Source organism: Gordonia amicalis NBRC 100051 = JCM 11271 (assembly GCF_000332995.1).
Classification (GTDB): domain Bacteria; phylum Actinomycetota; class Actinomycetes; order Mycobacteriales; family Mycobacteriaceae; genus Gordonia; species Gordonia amicalis.
On the sequence record NZ_BANS01000024.1, the window covers coordinates 1 to 19,316 of the forward strand.

General features: G+C 66.8%; 16 protein-coding genes and 4 pseudogenes. 10 read left to right on the forward strand and 10 right to left on the reverse strand.

Annotated features, from left to right (window positions below):
- The 3 genes and pseudogenes from GOAMI_RS12070 to GOAMI_RS12080 form a co-directional block, all read right to left on the reverse strand.
- Window positions 1-682: pseudogene (locus tag GOAMI_RS12070) on the reverse strand (heparin-binding hemagglutinin); the annotation flags it as partial.
- A gap of 85 nt (window positions 683-767) precedes the next feature.
- Window positions 768-1,274 carry a helix-turn-helix domain-containing protein gene (locus tag GOAMI_RS12075; protein WP_006436799.1) on the reverse strand — a complete coding sequence of 169 codons (507 nt, stop codon included), beginning with the start codon at window positions 1,272-1,274 and terminating at the stop codon, window positions 768-770.
- 127 nt (window positions 1,275-1,401) lie between these two features.
- Entirely contained in the window at window positions 1,402-2,742 is a 1,341-nt protein-coding gene (locus GOAMI_RS12080; RefSeq protein WP_006436800.1) for a DUF445 domain-containing protein, read from the reverse strand.
- Between the two features lie 41 nt (window positions 2,743-2,783).
- Between GOAMI_RS12080 and GOAMI_RS12085 the strand changes: the two genes are divergently transcribed.
- From GOAMI_RS12085 to GOAMI_RS12095, 3 genes and pseudogenes are all read left to right on the forward strand, one after another.
- A complete protein-coding gene (locus tag GOAMI_RS12085) occupies window positions 2,784-3,584 on the forward strand; it encodes a TetR/AcrR family transcriptional regulator (RefSeq protein WP_174324733.1) in 801 nt (266 codons plus the stop codon).
- Window positions 3,581-4,412: pseudogene (locus tag GOAMI_RS12090) on the forward strand (SDR family NAD(P)-dependent oxidoreductase). Before GOAMI_RS12085 ends, GOAMI_RS12090 begins: the two are co-directional and overlap by 4 nt.
- Window positions 4,409-5,260: a polyphosphate kinase 2 family protein gene (locus GOAMI_RS12095; protein WP_006436803.1), complete on the forward strand. Its 852-nt coding sequence runs from the start codon at window positions 4,409-4,411 to the stop codon at window positions 5,258-5,260. Before GOAMI_RS12090 ends, GOAMI_RS12095 begins: the two are co-directional and overlap by 4 nt.
- Before the next feature lie 116 nt (window positions 5,261-5,376).
- On the opposite strand, the pseudogene GOAMI_RS12100 reads toward GOAMI_RS12095, so the two are convergent.
- From GOAMI_RS12100 to GOAMI_RS12120, 5 genes and pseudogenes are all read right to left on the reverse strand, one after another.
- A pseudogene (locus GOAMI_RS12100) lies at window positions 5,377-6,177 on the reverse strand (type IV toxin-antitoxin system AbiEi family antitoxin).
- A 217-nt stretch (window positions 6,178-6,394) separates the two neighbouring features.
- On the reverse strand, window positions 6,395-7,177 hold the full coding sequence (locus GOAMI_RS12105; protein WP_006436805.1) for a hypothetical protein: 783 nt from the start codon (window positions 7,175-7,177) through the stop codon (window positions 6,395-6,397).
- A gap of 253 nt (window positions 7,178-7,430) precedes the next feature.
- Window positions 7,431-8,318: a 3-hydroxybutyryl-CoA dehydrogenase gene (locus tag GOAMI_RS12110; protein ID WP_006436806.1), complete on the reverse strand. Its 888-nt coding sequence runs from the start codon at window positions 8,316-8,318 to the stop codon at window positions 7,431-7,433.
- A 162-nt stretch (window positions 8,319-8,480) separates the two neighbouring features.
- Window positions 8,481-9,776, reverse strand: a complete 1,296-nt coding sequence (gene aceA / locus GOAMI_RS12115) for an isocitrate lyase (RefSeq protein WP_006436807.1) — start codon at window positions 9,774-9,776, stop codon at window positions 8,481-8,483.
- Between the two features lie 471 nt (window positions 9,777-10,247).
- Complete coding sequence (locus GOAMI_RS12120; protein ID WP_040004799.1) at window positions 10,248-11,024, reverse strand: hypothetical protein; 777 nt, start codon at window positions 11,022-11,024, stop codon at window positions 10,248-10,250.
- A 60-nt stretch (window positions 11,025-11,084) separates the two neighbouring features.
- Here GOAMI_RS12120 and ramB point away from each other — a divergent pair, with 60 nt between their 5' ends.
- The gene (ramB, locus tag GOAMI_RS12125) at window positions 11,085-12,515 is read left to right on the forward strand and encodes an acetate metabolism transcriptional regulator RamB (protein WP_006436809.1); all 1,431 of its coding nucleotides are present in this window, start codon (window positions 11,085-11,087) and stop codon (window positions 12,513-12,515) included.
- A gap of 3 nt (window positions 12,516-12,518) precedes the next feature.
- Here the strand turns inward: ramB and GOAMI_RS12130 are convergent, their stop codons facing one another.
- Complete coding sequence (locus tag GOAMI_RS12130; RefSeq protein ID WP_006436810.1) at window positions 12,519-13,931, reverse strand: lipase family protein; 1,413 nt, start codon at window positions 13,929-13,931, stop codon at window positions 12,519-12,521.
- 396 nt (window positions 13,932-14,327) lie between these two features.
- Here GOAMI_RS12130 and GOAMI_RS12140 point away from each other — a divergent pair.
- Window positions 14,328-15,618: pseudogene (locus GOAMI_RS12140) on the forward strand (lipase family protein).
- Between the two features lie 39 nt (window positions 15,619-15,657).
- On the opposite strand, the gene GOAMI_RS12145 reads toward GOAMI_RS12140, so the two are convergent.
- A complete protein-coding gene (locus tag GOAMI_RS12145) occupies window positions 15,658-16,122 on the reverse strand; it encodes a MaoC family dehydratase (RefSeq protein ID WP_006436812.1) in 465 nt (154 codons plus the stop codon).
- Between the two features lie 25 nt (window positions 16,123-16,147).
- Here GOAMI_RS12145 and GOAMI_RS12150 point away from each other — a divergent pair, with 25 nt between their 5' ends.
- Genes GOAMI_RS12150 through GOAMI_RS12170 form a run of 5 tightly spaced genes read left to right on the forward strand, consistent with a single transcriptional unit; the run spans window position 16,148 to window position 19,236 of the window.
- Complete coding sequence (locus tag GOAMI_RS12150; RefSeq protein WP_006436813.1) at window positions 16,148-16,684, forward strand: carboxymuconolactone decarboxylase family protein; 537 nt, start codon at window positions 16,148-16,150, stop codon at window positions 16,682-16,684.
- Between the two features lie 13 nt (window positions 16,685-16,697).
- Window positions 16,698-17,366, forward strand: coding sequence for a class I SAM-dependent methyltransferase (locus GOAMI_RS12155; protein ID WP_006436814.1), 669 nt, complete (start codon window positions 16,698-16,700; stop codon window positions 17,364-17,366).
- Between the two features lie 28 nt (window positions 17,367-17,394).
- Window positions 17,395-18,213: a class I SAM-dependent methyltransferase gene (locus GOAMI_RS12160; protein WP_006436815.1), complete on the forward strand. Its 819-nt coding sequence runs from the start codon at window positions 17,395-17,397 to the stop codon at window positions 18,211-18,213.
- The gene (locus GOAMI_RS12165) at window positions 18,210-18,539 is read left to right on the forward strand and encodes a cupin domain-containing protein (RefSeq protein ID WP_006436816.1); all 330 of its coding nucleotides are present in this window, start codon (window positions 18,210-18,212) and stop codon (window positions 18,537-18,539) included. The genes GOAMI_RS12160 and GOAMI_RS12165 overlap by 4 nt, the downstream gene beginning before the upstream one ends.
- 46 nt (window positions 18,540-18,585) lie before the next feature.
- Window positions 18,586-19,236 carry a helix-turn-helix transcriptional regulator gene (locus tag GOAMI_RS12170; protein WP_006436817.1) on the forward strand — a complete coding sequence of 217 codons (651 nt, stop codon included), beginning with the start codon at window positions 18,586-18,588 and terminating at the stop codon, window positions 19,234-19,236.
- The last annotated feature ends 80 nt before the right edge of the window (window positions 19,237-19,316 follow it).

Sequence of the window (19,316 nt, forward strand, 5' to 3'; positions counted from 1 at the left end):
GCACCGGCGCGTCCGCGCTGGCGTCGCGAATCGTCCCGTCGGGTCCGCCGTCGTCGGCCAACCCGGCCAGCCGGAGCGCCCGTTCGCCGACGGCGCGCGTCTGCTCGGAGATCGTTCCCAGCGCGTCCTCGGTGAGACCGACCGCGTCGCTGTAGACCTTCTCGAGCTTCGGCAGATTCTCCCCGACGACCGGCTGCGCCTTGAGCTTCTCGACGGCCTCGTCACGCCTCTCCGACAGCGACGTCAGGAGACCGGCCGCGACGGCGAGATAGGCCTCGGCGACCTTGCGCAGTTCATCCGGCGAGAACCGGGCACGCAGTTCCTCGATCTCGGCGGGCAGTTCGACCGGCAGGGTCGACAGCTTCGTCTTGGCCTCCTCGAAAAGGGCCAGCGCGGTCGCGCGCGCCTCGTCGATCCTCGCCTGCGCCTCGTCCCGGGAACCAGCGATCTTCGCCTGAGTGGATTCGACAGTCTCCGCAAGCTTCGACTGAGTTGTCCCGACAGTCTCCGCAAGCTTCGACTGAGTTGTCCCGACAGTCTCCGCAAGCTTCGACTGAGTTGTCCCGACAGTCTCCGCAAGCTTCGACTGGGCCTGTTCGCTCGCCGCCTCGCCACGCTCACGAACCTCGGCCAGCAACGCGGCCACCTGTCCCACGGCTGTCGTCAACGGGTTCTCGCTCATTCAGCTACTCCTGCCTCAGTTTTCTCGGAACTCGGCTTCTCAGGACTCGGCGATGCTTCGGGCCCACCAGTAGCTGATGACTCAGCTACTCATGGTCTGTCGGGGAGATCGAATTCTCCTTCCGGAAGGATTCGTAGATTTCCAGCAACATCTGTTTCTGACGCTCGTTGATCGAGTCATCTGCGATCAGAGCATCACGGACCGGGCTCGCGGGGCGTTCTTCGAGAATTCCTGCGCGGACGTACAACACTTCCGCGGACACCCGCAGACCCTTGGCGATCTGGGCGAGGACGTCGGCGGACGGTTTCCGCAGTCCCCGTTCGATCTGACTGAGGTACGGATTGCTGACGCCGGCGCGTTCGGCGAGCTGCCGCAGCGAGACCTTGGCGGCCACACGCTGGGACCGGATGAAGGCGCCGATGTCCTGGGCCGCATTCGTCACCGCGTCCTGGGCGGCGGTCGCCACCGCCTCCACTGCTTCCACGGCCTCGACCGCCATCGCCGTCGGGCCGTCCTCGGACACGTGGTCGCCGGACTCGGCCCGGCCGTCCACGACGGCGTCGACGGAAGCCTCGTCCTTCTCGCGCTTCATCACGCTCCGTTCCAGGGGTCGATCATCGCGGCGCCCCGACCGGATACCCACTGCCGCACCCGGCCACGCACGCTTTCCCAGTATCGGCGTCGGTGCTAGCACGTGCAAGCACACAGCTAATCCCGTGTCAGTGGAAGATCAGCACCGACGTGGTGTGGATGGCCAGACCGGCGAGCGCACCGACAACGGTGCCGTTGATGCGGATGAACTGCAGATCGCGGCCCACCTGGAGTTCGATCTTGCGGCTCGTGTCGTCGGCGTCCCAGCCGCGCACGGTCTCGGTGATGACCGCGATGATCTCCTGCGAATAGTTGGCGGCGATGTGATGAGCGACCCGCGCCACCCAGCCGTTCATCTTCTCCTGCAGCGGACGGTCATCGCGAATTCTCGTGGCCAACTGGATGATCGAGTCCGACAAGGTATTTCGCAGCGTGCTGTTGGGGTCGTCGAGCATCTGCTCGATGACGGCCTTGCCGGTCTTCCATGCGGTCGACGCGGCACCGGTGACCTCGTCACGTCCCACCAACTCCATCTTGATGTTCTCGAACTTCGCGATCATCTCGGGATCGTGCTGCAGGTCGTCGGCGAACTTCTCGACGAACTCGTGCATGGCCCGACGCAGTTCGTGGTCGGGGTCGGAGCGCACCTTGTAGGTGAAGTCGACGAGCTCCCGATGGATCTTGTCGCCGACGAGCGTGTTGACGAACTTCGGCGTCCACTGCGGCCCGTCGCGGTCGACCACGCGGTCGATGAGGTCCTGGCTGCCGATCGCCCACTCGTGGGCGCGATCGCACAGCATCTGGAAGACCGGTTCGAGACGGTCCTCGGCGATGAGCTGTTCCAGGATCCGGCCGGTCGGGGGCGCCCACTGCGGTTCGGCCACCCACTTGAGAGCCGCCTGGATGAGCTGTTCGACGTCCTCGTCGCGCAGCATCTCCGACGCGAGCTGGACCGCACGAGCCGCTTCACCGGAGATCCGCGGGGCATTGCGCGAGTCGGCGACCCACGTCGAGAACCGCCGCGGCAGGTCGATCTGCTGAGCGCGGTACACCACCACCTCGGGCGTCATGAAGTTCTCTTCGATGAAGCCGCCGAGCTGGTCGCCGATGTCGTCCTTCTTCTTGCGGATCAGCGCGGTGTGCGGGATCGGGATGCCGAGCGGATGCCGGAAGAGGGCCGTCACCGCGAACCAGTCGGCCAGCGCGCCGACCATGCCGGCCTCGGACGCCGCCTGCACATAACCGACCCATGCGGCGACGTCGGTACCGTCCCGGTGCTCGAGGTAGCGGGTGAAGAGGTAGACCACCGCCGCGAAGATCAGGAAGCCGGTCGCGACCGCCTTCATCTTGCGGAGGTCCCTGCGCCTGCCGGCGTCGCCCGGGTTGTCCCCACCGAATCCAGGGGCGGACGGCGCCTTCGGCACACCCTCGGGTTGTCCCGCGGCTCCTTCGATGACTGTCGATGCCATGGCACCAGTGTCACCCATCAACCGACTACGCTGGCGTCGTGATGGCCAACCGCCCGAATCCCGCAGCTGCCGCGCGTGCAGCGATGGCGGCTGCGGCCAACGTGACGCGTGGCCTCGAACAGGTACTGACCACCGTCACCGACACCGGCGCCAAACCCGACGGCCGCAAGCAGCGCTGGGAGAAGCACAAGCTCGCACGCCGCACCGAGCTCACCGACGGCGTCATCGCCGCGATCCGCGAGCTGGGTGCCGACGTCGGGATGGACGAGATCGCCGCGCACATCGGGGTGTCCAAAACCGTCCTCTACCGGTACTTCACCGACAAGAGCGACGTCGGGGTGGCGACCACCGTGCGCTTCTTCGAGACGACGATCTGGCCGCGCCTGACCGAGGCGATCTCCGACGACGTCGACGAGTACACCCTCACCCACACGATCATCGGCGTGTACGTCCACGCGGTCGACGATGAACCCAATCTGTACCGCTTCGCGCTCGCCAGCTCGCCCACGTCGTCGCCCGCTCCGGCCGACTCGGTTCGCCTGGTGTCGCAGCTGGTCATGAGCAGCATCGTGATGCGCATGGCCGACCGGGGCGCGGACACCACGGGTGCGGAACTGTGGTCGCACGCCCTCGTCGGCGGTATCCAGCACGTCGTCGACTGGTGGATGACCAGCCGCACGCTCGACGCCGACCAGGTCGTCGACTACCTGACGATGATGGTGTGGAGCGCGATCGTGGGCGTTGCCTCCGTCGACGGGTCGCGGGATGCCTTCCTCGCCGCTCCCCCACCGCTGACCGAACCCGCGCGCGAGGCACCGTCCGACGCGGGAGGGGGGTTGTGAGCCGGGTGGCGCTGGTGACCGGGGGCAGCCGGGGCGTCGGTCACGGCATCGCCCGTGCACTCGTCGACGACGGCTGGACCACGTACGTCACCTCCCGCCACGGCACCGGACCCGACGGCGCCCTCGCCCTGCGCTGCGATCACACCGACGACGCCGCGGTGGCCGCGGCCTTCGACGAGATCGCCTTCGAGTGGGCAACTCGACCTCCTCGTCAACAACGCCTGGGCAGCGCCCAAGGGATTCGGCGGGTTCTCCGACCCGTTCTGGAAACGCCCGGTCGACGACTGGGACACCCTGATCGGCGTGGGCCTACGCGCGCACTACGTCTCGTCGGTTCATGCGGCACGCCTGATGACCGAGGCGGGACGGGGTCTGATCACGAACATCTCGTCCTTCGGGTCCCGCGGCCACCTCCATTCGGTGCTCTACGGGATGAGCAAGACCGCACTGGACAAGATGGCCGCCGACATGGCCGTCGAGCTGAAGGACACGGGCGTCGCCGCGATCTCGTTGTGGCTCGGCCTCATCCGCACCGAGTTGCTGTTGTCGCTCGGCATCGACGAGTTCGCCGGTTTCTCGCTGCAGCGAGCCGAGGACCCGGAGTTCGTGGGCCGGGTCATCTCCCGACTCGCCCGGGACCCGGATCTCGCCGCACACAACGGCCACACCCTCGTCACCGCCGAACTGGGCACCCGCTACGGCATCGTGAACAACGATGGGACACCGCCGGATTCGCATCGTGCTGCGTTCGGCGGCGGACCACTGTTCCCACCATCACACCAGGTGGACGTCGACGATCGAATCCCGTCACGAGAGGACCTGTCATGAGCAAGGGCTGGACGGCACCTGCCGTGGAGGCACTCCGCGCCCGGACGATCGGGCCGATCGCCTCCTTCGACGCCGACTCCACGCCCGGATTCGACGGTGACAAGGATTCCGGGGCAGAGCTTCTCGCCGAGCGCGGTCAGACGCTGGCCGCTCTGCAGGAGCTGTTGTACGCCAACGGCCGCACCGGTGATCACCGGTCGGTGTTGCTCGTGCTGCAGGGGATGGACACCGCGGGCAAGGGTGGCATCGTCCGGCACGTGGGCGGCCTCCTCGACCCGCAGGGGTTGTCCATCAAGGGATTCGGTAAGCCGACCCCGGAAGAGTTGCAGCACGATTTCCTGTGGCGGATCAACAAGGCGCTGCCACCCGCGGGTCGGATCGGGATCTTCGACCGGTCACACTACGAGGACGTGCTACCCGTCCGGGTGCACAACCTCGCCCCGAAGTCGGAGTGGGAGAAGCGTTACCACATCATCAACCAGTTCGAGTCCGAACTGGTCGACAACGGCACCACGATCATCAAATGTTGTCTGGTGGTGTCCAAGGACGAGCAGAAGGCCCGCCTCGCCGAGCGCCTCGACCGGCCGGACAAGTACTGGAAGTACCACCCCGGCGACGTCGACGAACGCGCCCATTGGGACGCCTACCTCGAGGCCTACCAGGATATCTTCGACCTCACCGACAAGGACTCGGCGCCCTGGTTCGTGATCCCGGCGAACCGCAAATGGTTTGCCCGACTGGCTGTCTGCGAGTTGCTCACCACCGCACTCGCCGGACTCGATCTCGACTGGCCGAAGGCGGACTTCGACGTCGAGGCCGAGAAGAAACGAGTCGCGGCGTCGGACTGATCCCCTCGCTGCCCGTTCCGCCTCCCGCGGGCCCGCTTCCTTCCCGCTCTGCCACCTCCCTTCCGCTGCTCAGATCCAATAAGCGGCGAGGAATCCAAGGCGCGCAAGCAAATTCGCTACGCAGGAATCCCTGTTCCCGGTATCAGATCCAAACGGCCGAGCCACGGGCGCAGCAGATCGGGAAGTGAGCCCTCCTCGAGAACCGACCAGGTCCAGCGCACGACCATCACACCGAGCGCCCTGAGTTCGTCCTCGCGACGCTTCTCCCGGCAGACCCGCCTCGATCATCTGCGCACGACTCCAGGACTCGCCGACGCTTTCGGACAATCCGCTCGCCAGCGACAGCGCACGCCGCGCGTTGCGGATACCCTGTCGCCGACGACCCGCAAGGATCTGTGCGATCCGGTCGCGATCCGCGCCGGCACGCAGCGCCTGGTCGAACGCTGTCAGCGCCTGGGCGAAACTCCCCGCCGCGGCGACATCGACCGCGGTGCGCTCGAGTGATGTCACCAGCATGCCGTCGACCTCGACGAGTTCGACGTCGTCCACAGTCGCCGCATGAACGTGCCGATGCCCGAGGACCGAACCGCCCGACTTCTTTCGATTGATGACATGGACGTACTCGATGTCCGGCTTGAGAAGCGGTAGGCCATGAACTGCCGCCGCCGACGCGTGGCCCAACGGCAGGCGCGGCGCCTCGGCGTACCGGTGGTCGCGACGGCAATGGATTTGAGTCGATGAAGACGCTGAGCGCCCTCGCGTCCGCCGAAGGCCGGAGATGACCGGACGAAGACGCCGGGGATGAGGCGCAGCAGATCGCCGCCTTTGACGGCGGCGGCGAGCTGGTTGTCGGAGAACGCCGCATCGAGTGCAGCGCCGCGTCGGACGAGACCGTAGTGGTCAACGGGAAAGAGCATCACTCTCCTTTGACGCACCGGCGGTCCGATCGGATCCCTGCTCACGCGGAACTCTTCCCGCGCGGACGTTTCCCTCCCGCCGTTGCAGCTTCCTTCCCGCTTATTGGATCTGCCGAGCGAGAGGGAATCCGCGCAGCGCGAAACAAACAACCGAGCGCGAACACGACGACGCCCCCGCTGAACCCAGCGGGGGCGTCGTATCGAGTTGTGCGACTGCTTACTTCGCGGTGGTCGCCTTCTTGGCCGGAGCCTTCTTGGCGGGCGACTTCTTGGCGGGCACCTTCTTGACCGGCGGCACCGACTCGTCCTTGGCAGCCTCGACCTTCTTGGCCGGCGATGCCTTGGCGGTGCGGGTCTTGGCCTCGACAGTGCCTGCGGCGCCGTCGATCTCCTTGGCCGCGTCGTCGGCCTGCTCCTTGATGTCGCTGCCGGCCTCTTCGATGGCGACGGCGACGTCCTCGACCTCTTCGCTCACGCGGCCGGCCAGCTTGGCGGCGCGCTCACCCACGAGGCGGGTCTGCGAGGACACGACGCCGAGGGCGTCTTCGGTGAGGTCGACCGCGTCGTTGTAGACCTTCTCGACGCGAGACAGGTTCTCCTGGACGACCGGCTTCTTGCGCAGGCGCTCGAGGGTGGCCTCGCCACGCTCGGCGAGCGTGTTGTAGAAGTCGGTGGCCTTCTCGACGTACGGGTCGGCGAGCTTCTTCAGCTCGTCGGCGGTCAGCTTGCCGCGGATCTCCTCGATCTCGGTCGGGACTTCCTCCGAGAGCGACTCGATGCGGGTCTTGGCCTCGTCGAAGCGGGTCTGTGCGGTTTCGGGCAGATCGGTGATCAGGGCCTTGGTCTCGCTGTAGCGGGCTTCGAGACGCGTCTGCGCGGTCTCGGCAGCGGCCTCGGTGCGCTCACGGAGCTCGGTGAGCTTCTCGGTGACCTGCGCGAACGCATAGTCGCCGGCGCCGACTGCGGCATAGAGGGGGGCGTAATTGCGGGTGGTGGTCACGAGGACACTCCTTCTGTCGGTCACCAATCGCGCTGCAGCACATGCGGTCTCGCTGGTCTCGGCGTCGTTGCCGGGCGCATGTCGGGTTGTCGTCGATTCGACGCGATGGTCGGTGTCGCAAGCCGCCACGATCTTCCGGCTCGTCACCGCGCGAGATGAGAAACCGCGGCACCATCGGTATTGGTGTTTCCGAACTCCAGTATCCACGCTGTGCTAGCAATTGCAAGCATTCTGCTAACACCTGTGGTCCACGTCACCTTTTCCCGACGAGGGGCCGCTCGTATTCGTAGAAACCGTGCCCGGCCTTCTTGCCGAGACGACCGGCCTCGACCATCCGCAGAAGCAGTGGCGGCGGCGAGTAGAGCGGCTCCTCGAACTCCTCGTACATCTTGTCGGCTATCGCCTTGACGGTGTCGAGACCCACCAGGTCGGCGAGCTTCAGCGGCCCCATCGGATGAGCGCAGCCGAGCACCATCGCCTTGTCGATGGCCTCGACCGTCGAGAAACCGCTCTCCACCATGCGGATCGCGGAGAGCAGATAGGGAACGAGCAGCGCGTTGACGACGAAGCCCGACCGATCGGCGGAACGGATCACCTGTTTGCCGAGTACGTCGTGTGCGAAGGATTCGGCCCGTGCGGTCACCTCGGGAGCTGTCATCAGCGTGGTGACGAGCTCGACCAGAGGGAGCACGGGTACGGGATTGAAGAAGTGGAGACCGATCACGCGGGCGGCGTTCTGAGTTGCCATGCCCAGTTTCATGATCGCGATCGAGGAGGTGTTCGACGCGAGCACCGCATGCGGGTCGACGACGATCTTGTCGAGCTGGGTGAAGATCGCGGTCTTGACCGCCTCGTCCTCGACGACGGCCTCACAGACGAGCTGCCGGTCGGCGAAATCGCCCAGGTCCGAGGTGAACGTGAGGCGGTCCACCGCCTGGTCGCGTTCGCGTTCGGTCAGTTTGCCGCTCGACACTCCCCGATCGAGCGAACTCAGGATGCGGGCACGGCCCGCCGCGACGAGGTCGCGAGTCGATTCGTACACCAGCACGTCGGCCTGGGCCCGGGCACACACCTCGGCGATACCCGCACCCATCTGTCCGGCGCCGACGACGCCGACTCGGCAGACCTTCTCGCTTGTCATGTCGAATCCTCACGGGAAAGTTCTGGTAACAACTGATCTCGCACGAACATGGGTAACTCCCGGGGTACGAACCAAGCCCTGGATAGACCAACAGGCGGTCCGCAGCGAAAGCCGCGGACCGCCTGACTGGTTCGCCGAGATTCCGGGGAGGCGGAATGGCTCCTAGTGGAACTGGCCCTCTTCGGTCGAGCCCTTGAGAGCTGCGGTCGAGGTGTTCGGGTCGACGGTGGTGGCGATGCTGTCGAAGTAGCCGGCGCCGACCTCACGCTGGTGCTTGACGGCGGTGAATCCACGCTCGTCGGCTGCCTTGAACTCACGGTTCTGCAGGTCGACGAAGGCGGTCATCTGCTCGCGGGCGTAACCGTAGGCCAGGTCGAACATGCCGTAGTTGAGCGAGTGGAAGCCGGCCAGCGTGATGAACTGGAAGGTGAAGCCCATGGCGCCCAGCTCGTTCTGGAACTTGGCGATGGTGCTGTCGTCGAGGTGCTTGCTCCAGTTGAACGACGGGCTGCAGTTGTAGGAGAGCAGCTGGTCGGGGAACTCCGACTTGACTGCCTCGGCGAACTTGCGGGCCAGCTCGAGATCGGGGGTACCGGTCTCCATCCAGATCATGTCGGCATAGGGAGCGTAGGACTTCGCACGCTCGATGCACGGCTCGATGCCGTTCTTCACGTGGTAGTAGCCCTCGGCGGTGCGCTCACCGGTGACGAACTGCTTGTCGCGGTCGTCCACATCGGAGGTGATGAGGGTCGCGGCCTCGGCGTCGGTACGCGCGATGACGACGGTGGGGACACCGGCGACGTCGGCGGCCAGGCGGGCCGAGTTCAGGGTGCGGATGTGCTGCTGGGTCGGGATGAGCACCTTGCCACCGAGGTGGCCGCACTTCTTCTCCGAGGCGAGCTGATCCTCCCAGTGGGTACCGGCGGCACCCGCGGCGATCATGGCCTTCTGCAGCTCGTAGACGTTGAGCGCGCCACCGAAGCCGGCCTCACCGTCGGCGACGATCGGGACGACCCAGTTGTCGACCGAGTCGTCACCCTCGACGCGGGCGATCTCGTCGGCGCGGAGAAGCGCGTTGTTGATGCGACGAACAACGTTCGGAACCGAGTTCGCCGGGTACAGCGACTGGTCGGGGTAGGTGTGGCCGGACAGGTTGGCGTCACCGGCGACCTGCCAGCCCGACAGGTACACGGCCTTCAGGCCGGCGCGGACCTGCTGCACGGCCTGGTTACCGGTGAGGGCACCCAGAGCGTTGATGTAGCTGCCATCACCCTTGGTCACGCCTTCCCACAGGATCTCGGCGCCACGGCGGGCGAGGGTGTGCTCCTCGACGACCGAACCCTGGAGCTGAGCGACCTGCTCGGCGGTGTAGTCGCGCTTGATGCCCTTCCAGCGGGGATTGGTGTCCCAGTCCTGCTGGATTTCCGCGGCGGTGCGGGGCTTTCCGACGTTGCTCATTGGCTACTTCGCTTTCGTTGTCCTGCTCGTCTCGACCGGGTCGGATCGGGACGACCGGCCCGGCGCGCCGCCGAGGCCTGGAGTGCTGACAGACATCCGACGTGGTTCCCGAGAGCGTTGTACTCGCGAGTCCGGCGGCGGTGTCGGCCGGACTTTGCGAACTCTTGGGCTTCCGTCTGAGGTGCCTGCAGCAAGGGTGCCACAGGACAAACACGCAGGTCCAACCCTCGCGGACTGTAAATCCGGGTTATTTTTTGACGCCGCGTTGCAAAGTTTGCAAATCTTGACATGTGAAAGCCTTCGTGGATCCCCGAAAAAAGTACGCGCGTACTGGGATTTCCTACTCCCGAGTACAGCAGACTCCGTGACTTCTCTGCGAGCCGTCGGGGGTCCGACATCCGGCGCCGGCGCGGCAATAGTGACCACTTTCACACCGCGCAGACGGCCCGACGCGCGCTTCGACCGCCTCGATCAGGGTGCGGTGACGCGACCGACGGCGGCGTCGAAGACTCTCACGAAGGTCGCGGCGTCGACGGGTTCGGTCGGTTCGGTCGGCGGATCGGAGGCCGGCGTGGTCGCGCCCGACACCGTCAGCTGGACGGTCACCGGCCCCGACGTCGGACGGTCCAGGGCGGCATATCCGGCGAAGCCGATCTGGCGGCGGACACCACCGTCGGGCAGCGTCGTGGTGACCTCGGACCGCGTCAGCAGCATCTGCTCGCCGGTGCCGAGGCCGCCGTCCACCTCGGGCGGCGCCATCTCCGTGTACTCGGTGACGACACGGCTCCCGGCGAGATTTCCGACGGTGATCTCGGTGGTCGTGCGCGAGCAGCGACCGGTCGTGGAGAGCCGGTCGGCGTCGATGTCGCGCCTCGCCTCGGTGACCAGCTCGACGAGTACCCCCGTGCCACCACGCGCGGCGAGGACCGCCGAGCTGTCCGCGGTCAGCTCCCCGTTCAATTCCGCGTCAGCGGTCGGGGTGCAGAACCCGGGGGTCACCCGGGCGGTGCGCGCGGCGTCGATGCCCGCCCGGTTTCCCGCGACGAGGTCACTGACGGACAGCGATTCGGCGGTGAATCCCGGCGGTAGGTCGGATGGCTGGAGCAGCAGGTCGGCAGGCGTGCGAGGAGCGGGTGCTTCGGCCGACCCGTTCGAACATCCGGCGATCGCGATCACCGCGGCCACCAGCGCGAACACGGCCGACGCCACCGGCCGCGGGCTGCGGTGTCGGCCGCGGGGTGAGCGCACGCGGTCACCGTACCCTGAAGGGGATCATCGATCTGGCATCCCCTGTCCTGGAGGTGGCGAGTGAGCAGGACCTACGTCGGCTCCCGGCTGCGTCAGTTGCGATCCGAGCGCGGACTCTCGCAGGTGGCCCTCGCGCAGACGCTGTCGATCTCCGCGTCGTATCTCAATCAGATCGAGCACGACGCCCGGCCGCTGACGACGTCGGTGTTGCGCAAGATCACCGAGGCGTTCGGCGTCGACGCCGGGTTCTTCGACTCCCAGGACGATCTCCGGCTGGTCGCCGAACTGCGCGAGGTGCTGCTCGACGACGACATCGAGGCCGGTCCGGGCGCGCACGACGCCCAGCAGATCAGCACGATGGTCGCCTCGCATCCGGAGATCGCGCAGGCGATGGTCAATCTGCACCGGCGCTACCGGATCGCGACCGACCAGCTCGCCGCGGCCACCGACGAACGCGGCGACCGCAGCATGCGGGGCACGATCAGCGCACCACACGAGGAAGTGCGCGACTACTTCTATCAGCGCCGCAACTACATCCATGAGCTCGACATCGCCGCCGAGGAGATGACGAACCGCATGCGCATGCACTCGGCGGACATCCGGCGCGAGATCATGAACCGCATCGAGAACGTGCACGGGATCAGCATCGTGCGCCGCGTCGACCTCGGCGACTACACCCTCCACCGGCTGAACTCCGAGGAGCGCCGCCTGGAGTTCTCGGCCGCCCTCTCCGCCGGACAGCGGACCTTCAAGCTCGCCAGCGAGCTCTGCTACCTCGAGTACCACGATCTCCTCGACGAACTCGTCGACCAGGGAAACTTCACCAGTGAGGACGCGCGCTCACTGGCGCTGCTCGGCCTGGCGAACTACTTCGCCGCGGCAGTCGTGCTCCCCTACAGCCAGTTCCACGGCGCGGCAGAAGATTTCCGCTACGACATCGAACGGCTCTCAGCGTTCTACGCGGTGTCCTACGAGACGATCTGCCACCGGCTCTCGACGCTGCAACGCCCCAACCTCCGCGGGATACCGTGGTCGTTCGTCCGTGTCGACCGCGCCGGGAACATGTCGAAACGACAGTCCGCCACCGGTTTCCACTTTTCCTCCAGCGGCGGCACCTGCCCGCTGTGGAATGTCTACGAGACCTTCGCCTCGCCGGGCAAGATCCTCACCCAGATCGCCGAGATGCCCGACGGCCGCAACTACTTCTGGGTGGCGCGCACGGTCGAACGCCGCGCCGCGCGGTACGGGCAACCCGGCAAGACCTTCGCGATCGGCATGGGATGCGAACTCCGCCATGCCGGTCGGGTGATCTACTCCGACGGCCTCGAGATCGGACCGCAGGCACACGTGACCCCGATCGGTGCGGGCTGCCGCGTCTGCGAACGAACCCAGTGCGCACAGCGGGCCTTCCCCGCCCTGGGCGCCACACTGCGCGTCAACGAACACTCCTCCACGGTGTCGCCGTACATGGCGATCACCGAGACACGGTGAGGATCAGCGACACTCGTTGGTGGCGGGGATTCCCTGCAATCGACGGTCGAGCCAGGTGGCCACATCGGGAAAGGCCTCGAACACCGTCGTGATGTGCTCACCCGGATACTCGCGGTAGATCGCGGTCGCACCGAGTTCGCACTGCTCGGCGAACAGGGCACGCGCCTGGGTCGCGGGAAGCCACCATTCGTAGGTCCCCTGATAGATGAACAGGGGCATGGTCGCCCGGTACCCCGACATCGACGTGACGTCGAAGATGTGGTCGGCGACCGGTGAATGGAACGGGTCGGGGTCGAGCGAGAGCAGCTGCGTCGGCAGATGGGAGAAACCCAGGATGCCCATCTCGCCGGTGCAGAGGTCGCGCAGCCCGGAGGTCGCGAGCCACCGTGCGACATGGTTCGACATCCCCAGGATCTCCGGACGCTCCCGCGCCACACCCAGCATCGCGGAGTGGAAAACCCCGGATGCGAGGTTGGCGTTCATCGCCCCGGCCAGGACCCGGTAATCCGCCGGAACACCGCCGATGGCCGCGCCGACGAAGCGTCCGGCCTGATCGGGGGCGTAGGTGGAGGCGAGTTTCGCGGCCCCGTTGGTGGCGATCGCACCACCGGAGTATCCGTGCATGGCGATCGGGCCACGACCGAACTCGATCGGATCGAGTCTCGCCGCGGCACGGACGGAATCGAGGACGACATGCGCGCCGACATACGGTTCGGCATAGGCCATCCGGGCGCCCGTGTGGTCGGGCACGATCACCGCATAACCACGATCGAGCGCCAGCTGGGTCAGCGGCGGGAACAGGTCGGTGTTGTTGGTGTCCTTGTTGTACCCGTGGGAGAACGTGTAACCCGGTGTACAGGTCGTCCCCAGCGCGACGATCGGTGTGTTGTTGACGAGGATCGGCCGCGGCCCCGGACCCCTCCACGCCTTCTGCGGGACGAACAGGGTCGCCGTGCCGAACAGCGGGCCGCCGGTGGCGTCGGTGGTGCGGAACTTGATCTGCCGGGCCGACCGCAGCGGCACGGTGACGAGGAAGCCGGCCACCTGCGTCACGTCTCTAGTCGCGATCAGGTCGCCGGGCTCGAGTGCGGCGAGGTCGGCGGGCCAGTGATCGAAGAAGCGATCGCCCACCGGCGACGGCATGACCGCCTCACGCAGTTCCTGCAGTTCCTTGGAACCGCCCTCGATCTTCGACCGCTGCGGGATGCGGTTGAGCTTCTTGACCGGCGGGGCGGGCACCACCGCGTCGATCTCGCCCGGGATGGCCGACGGTACGGCGGTCAGGTTCGGTGGCTCGGCCCGGGCCACCGGGCCGAGCCCCGGTCCCCACACGCCACCGAGCAGGCCAACGGTCGCGACGCCGACGGCCGCCGCCACACACAGCGTCCGTGATCGCCACCTGAACTTCGAGCGCATCGCCAACACTCCTGCCACACCGGCGATCCCGGGTCAGCTCACCCCCGATGGTCAGCCCAACTCGCCATTCCGGTCCGAATTCCGTCATGCTAAACGCCCGCGGGGACTTCGGCAGGGGACAAACAGATTCAGGCAGAAATCCCCTGGCCGCGATCACGGTTGAGTATCGAAGAAATGTCCATGCGGGTGGCGGGCATCGACATCTGGTCGCTTGTCCTAGTCTCGACCGCAGCGAGGCGACACACTCGCGAGCTGCGGAGGCACCCGATGGCGGCACCGGCGAATCGCCTACGACACCGGACCAGCCGGCGCGCGCTGATCGTGTGCATCACCCTGGGGCTCGTGGCTGCCTGGCGGACGGTGGCCCCGGGGTCAGCATCCGGCGAACCGCCGAACATGATGCCTGTCCCGCCACCGGTCGCCGAGGCCGTCGACTCGGCCGTGCCACCTCCCCCGATCCCCCGCCTCCGCGAGGTCCCACCACGAGCGCGCGCATCCGGATTCGACCACCGCACACTGGAATTACGTGAGGCGCTGTTGCCGTCACCGACCGGCGACCCGTTCTTCGACCGGTGGCCGCCCGATCTGTCGGCACTGGAACCAGGCCAGGTGATCGCGGTCCGCGACGTCACCGCCTCCGCGAGCCCGGTGGTCACCATCCCGTTGCGGTCGGCGACCCTCGTCAAGTTCGCCACCACCGACGCGGTCGGCGCCCCGATCTTCGGTACGGCAACGCTGCTGATTCCGGCACGAGCGGTCCGTGGGCCACGGCCCCTGCTGGTCAACAACCTGCCGATCGACTCACTCGGAGCCGCCTGTACACCGGGATACACGTTGGCACATGGCTTCTCGATCGCGACGAACCCCACCGACCTGATCCCGCCGACCACTCAGCTCGCCTTGTACGACGGTCACGCGGTCCTCATCCCCGACCATCAGGGGCCGCGGATGGCCTACGCCGAGCCCGTTCTGGCGGGGCACGTCGTCCTCGACGCGATCCGCGCGGGTCTGACGCTACGCCCGGACATCCTGCGGCACAGCCGGATCGCGATGGCCGGCTACTCGGGCGGGGCGATCGCGACGCACGGCGCGTCGAAGCTGGTCGGCGAGTACTCACCCGAACTGTCCGACCGGATCGTCGGCGCCGCACTCGGTGGGGTTCCCGCCGACTTCCGGATGCTGGTCGGCAGCATGAACGCCAACCTGGCCACCGGGCTGTTCCACGCCGCGACCTTCGGCATCGCACGCGAACGCACCGAGATCCTGGCGATGGCCAACCGGCCCGCGCGTTGGCTGGCCACGTCACCGCTGAAGAACGTCTGCGTCATCCCCGAGGCCCTGGCAGGGGGGACATTCCTGCCGATGCAGTTGCTGTCGCGCGACCCGGACCCGTTCCACTCGCCGGTGGCCGAACGCATCTACCGGATCACCGCGATGGCCGACCGTAAATCGTTGGCCCCCTTGCTGATCTACCACGGAACCCACGAGTGGTGGATTCCCGCAGCGGGCGCCCGAGCGCTCTACCGCCAGCAGTGCTGGATACGGGGCGACCGCCGCATACCGCGAGATCTTCGGCGAACACATCACCGGCGCGCTCTTGGGATTCCCGGTCGCGCTCGAGTGGCTGAACATGCGACTCGCCGGACGGCCGGCGGTCGACGAATGCCCGCGGCGCCCGGCCGGATGAGGCCGGGCGCCGCGAGAGTCCGAATCGAACAGACGAGGATCAGTAGACGAGCACGCGCAGGTTCTCGGCGACACAGGCCGGCTTGGACTCACCCTCGATCTCGACCGTGTTGGTCACGACCATGTTCACGCCTTTGGGGGTCTCCTCGATCGAGGTGATGACGGCGTTGGACCGGATGCGGGCGCCGACCTTCACCGGGTTCGGAAAGCGCAGCTTGTTCATGCCGTAGTTGAGGACGAGCTTGGGACCCTCGACGGAGAAGATCTGGCCGGCGATCATCGGCAGCAGGGAGACCGTCAGATACCCGTGCGCGATCGTGGTGCCGAACGGCCCCGACTTGGCGCGCTCGGGATCGGTGTGAATCCACTGGTGGTCACCGGTGGCGTCGGCGAACGCGTCGATACGCTCCTGGGTGATCTCCAGCCACTCGCCCGACCCGAGGTCTTCGCCGATCGCGGCCTTCAGTTCTTCGACACTTCTGAACGTCCGTGTGCTGTTCGTCATAGTGGACGTAGTCTACCGTGGCCCCATGAGCGCACCGCGAGTCACACCGGGTGGTCTCCGAGAACTCGGAGGTTTCAATTTCGTCTTCGCGCGCGGGGCCGCCCGCGTCATCGGAGTCGACGACGCGCACATCTTCTCGACGCTCGGCCGGGCGAAGGGCCTGTTCCGCGGCTGGCTGCATTTCAGCGGCCGGTTGATGCCGTTCGGGACGTTGCCACGCAAGGACTCCGAGATGATCATCATCCGCGTCGCACATCTGCGTGGTTGTGAGTACGAGCTCGACCATCACCGCAGACTCGGGCGCCGGGCGGGCATCGGTGACGTCGAGTTCGAGCGCATCCTCGAGGGCCCGGACGCCGGTTGGGGCGACCGCGAGCGGGCCATCCTGCGCGCCGTCGACGAGCTGGTCGCCGACAAGGACGTCTCCGACATCGCCTGGGCCGCACTGTCGCGGCACCTCGACGACCGCAAGCTGATCGAGTTCACGCTGCTCGTCGGCCAGTACGACAGCCTGGCCACGACGATCCACACGCTCCGCATCCAGCGCGATCGTCATACCTGACATCGGCGAAGCGATGGAGTCGATCAGCCAGCGCCTGATGCGCAACGCCGCATTCGCCGAGATCTACGAGAACCTGTGGCGACCGACCTTCACCCGGTTGTTCAGTCTCGGTGGGCGCGCCACCGAGGACTACGACCGCGCACTGCGCGCATACCTGTCCCGCCCCGGCGACCGACTCGTCCTCGACGTTGCCTGTGGCCCAGGCAATTACACACGCGTGATCGCCGACGGCCTGACCGGCGACGGCCGCTGCATCGGAATCGACTTCTCGGCAGCGATGCTCGCGCGGGCGGCCCGCACCAACGCCGTCGACCGTGCCGCGTTCCTCCGCGCCGATGCGCACGCGATCCCGTTCGGCGACAACACCTTCGACGTCGTCACCTGCCTGGCCGCCCTCTATCTCATCCCCGATCCCCTCCGCGTCGTCGACGAACTGGTACGGGTCACCAGGCCGGGCGGCGAGATCGTCGTGTTCACGTCCGTGGCGACCGAACTGACGTCACTTCCCGGGGTTCAACGGGTCGTCGCCCTGACCGGCTTTCACATCTTCGATGAGCACACCATCGTCGACCGCCTGCGTGCGGCCGGACTGGTGGACGTCGAGCAGACCATCACCGGCCACGGACAGTACGTGCTGGGCCTGAAGCCGGGGCCGGTTATGCCCGCAGGAGATTTACAGTAATGTCCTCCTCGAAATAGGGAGGTTAGGTATGACTAACGAAACTTCGTCCGCCGATCAGCTGCCGTTCGGGCGGCGTAAGACCGAGGACATGCCGGGACATTGGCTGCTCGCCCGGCTCGGCAAGCGAGTGCTGCGTCCCGGTGGACGGGAGCTCACCGAGAGCCTGCTCGACGACGCCCGCATCAACGGCGCCGACGTACTCGAGATCGCCCCCGGCCTGGGCAAGACCGCCACGTCGATCCTCGAGCGATCGCCACGCAGTTACGTCGGCGTCGACGACGATCCGGATGCCGTCGTCCTCACCAAGGATGTCATCGGCGATCGCGGTCGGGTCGTCGCCGGGGACGCATCGGCCACCGGACTCGACGACGCGAGCACCGACGTCGCCGTCGGCGAGGCGATGCTGACGATGCAGTCCGACCGCAACAAGGCCGAGATCGTCGGGGAGGCGTTCCGCGTGCTGCGCCCCGGCGGCCGCTACGCGATCCACGAGCTGGCGATCAATCCCGACACCCTTCCCGACGAGGACAAGACCGAGATCCGCAAGTCCCTGGCACGGTCGATCAAAGTCAACGCGCGACCACTCACCGAGGCAGAGTGGCGAAAGCTGCTGACCGACGCCGGCTTCGAGGTCACCACCGTCAAGTTCGCCGAGATGGCGCTGCTGGAACCGCGCCGCGTGATCGCCGACGAGGGCCTCGGCCGCGCACTTAAGTTCGTCGGCAACGTCATCCGCGACGCCGACGCCCGCAAACGCGTGCTCGCGATGCGTTCGACCTTCACCAAGTACAAGTCGCATCTGGCTGCCATCGAGATCATCGCGACGAAGCCGGAGGTCGCGGCATGAGCGACACCACCGTGATCACCGGCCTTGCCGAGAACACCGGCAAGGCCGGCGACCGTCCCGACCTCTCGGTGCTCTCTCGCAACGACGGTGCCAACGTCGTGCGTCTGTCCTTCCTCGCCGGGCAGACGATGCCCGACCATCGCGCGGGCCGGCCGATCCTGGTCATCGGTCAGAGCGGCGAGATCGACTTCACCGTGGGTGACGACACGACGCGCCTCGAGGCGGGCGTCGCGATCCACGTGAACGCCGACATCCCGCACGCCCTCGAAGCGCGGACCGATGCAGTGGTCACACTGGTGGTGTTGGAGAATCCGACTGCGAACTGAACTCCGCGTCGGCGCGCGCGGTGCGCGTCGAGATCGAGAGGAACCCATGGCGACCAAGCAGCGCGACAAGATCATCGCCCTGCTCACCGAATCGGCCGCGCCGATGGTCGCCGGAGAGATCTCGGCACGCCTCGACCTGCATGTCACCACGGCCCGCTTCCACCTCGCCAAACTTGTCGAGGAGGGGCGGGTCGAGACCACGACGGTCCCGACCGCAGGCGTCGGACGTCCCCGCGTCGGTTATCGGATGGTCCGGCAGGCGCCCACCGGCGCGCTGCTGGGCCATCTCCTCGGACAGCTCGGCAGCACGACGGCGGCTCGCGAGCACGCCGGCGCCGAGGCCGGTCGCCTCTGGGCCGAACAGCATGCGCACCCCGTGCCTGCCGCCGATCTGCCCGACCCCGTGACCGTCGCCGCCCAAACCCTCGGCGAACTGGGCTTCCAGGTGTCGAACATGGTGAGCGCCTTCGGTTCCCACGAACTACGACTGTGCTCGTGCCCGTTGCAGGACATCGCCCGCACGCACCCCGAGGTCGCCCGCGGAATCGCTCGCGGGGTCATCGAGCAGGCACTTGCCGCGAGTTCCCCCGCACTCAGTTCGCAGTATGCCGTCAGCGTCGCCCCGGATCCGTCCGGCGGCAACTGCGAGATCGTGCTGCGACTGGCCCCGGTGCGACGCGGCGCAGCCCTCCCCTGAGACACGTACATAGGTAAGGCTTGCCTCAATCATTTTTGAGGATTAAGTTACTCCAAAGGCGTTGGCGAACGACCACCGCC

What these genes read in the sequence shown, in the direction of transcription:
- GOAMI_RS12075 (WP_006436799.1), bottom strand. Translation starts at nt 1,274, where the DNA reads ATGAAGCGCGAGAAGGACGAGGCTTCCGTCGACGCCGTCGTGGACGGC.
- GOAMI_RS12080 (WP_006436800.1), bottom strand. Translation starts at nt 2,742, where the DNA reads ATGGCATCGACAGTCATCGAAGGAGCCGCGGGACAACCCGAGGGTGTG.
- GOAMI_RS12085 (WP_174324733.1), top strand. Translation starts at nt 2,784, where the DNA reads ATGGCCAACCGCCCGAATCCCGCAGCTGCCGCGCGTGCAGCGATGGCG.
- GOAMI_RS12095 (WP_006436803.1), top strand. Translation starts at nt 4,409, where the DNA reads ATGAGCAAGGGCTGGACGGCACCTGCCGTGGAGGCACTCCGCGCCCGG.
- GOAMI_RS12110 (WP_006436806.1), bottom strand. Translation starts at nt 8,318, where the DNA reads ATGACAAGCGAGAAGGTCTGCCGAGTCGGCGTCGTCGGCGCCGGACAG.
- aceA (WP_006436807.1), bottom strand. Translation starts at nt 9,776, where the DNA reads ATGAGCAACGTCGGAAAGCCCCGCACCGCCGCGGAAATCCAGCAGGAC.
- GOAMI_RS12130 (WP_006436810.1), bottom strand. Translation starts at nt 13,931, where the DNA reads ATGCGCTCGAAGTTCAGGTGGCGATCACGGACGCTGTGTGTGGCGGCG.
- GOAMI_RS12145 (WP_006436812.1), bottom strand. Translation starts at nt 16,122, where the DNA reads ATGACGAACAGCACACGGACGTTCAGAAGTGTCGAAGAACTGAAGGCC.
- GOAMI_RS12150 (WP_006436813.1), top strand. Translation starts at nt 16,148, where the DNA reads ATGAGCGCACCGCGAGTCACACCGGGTGGTCTCCGAGAACTCGGAGGT.
- GOAMI_RS12155 (WP_006436814.1), top strand. Translation starts at nt 16,698, where the DNA reads ATGGAGTCGATCAGCCAGCGCCTGATGCGCAACGCCGCATTCGCCGAG.
- GOAMI_RS12160 (WP_006436815.1), top strand. Translation starts at nt 17,395, where the DNA reads ATGACTAACGAAACTTCGTCCGCCGATCAGCTGCCGTTCGGGCGGCGT.
- GOAMI_RS12165 (WP_006436816.1), top strand. Translation starts at nt 18,210, where the DNA reads ATGAGCGACACCACCGTGATCACCGGCCTTGCCGAGAACACCGGCAAG.
- GOAMI_RS12170 (WP_006436817.1), top strand. Translation starts at nt 18,586, where the DNA reads ATGGCGACCAAGCAGCGCGACAAGATCATCGCCCTGCTCACCGAATCG.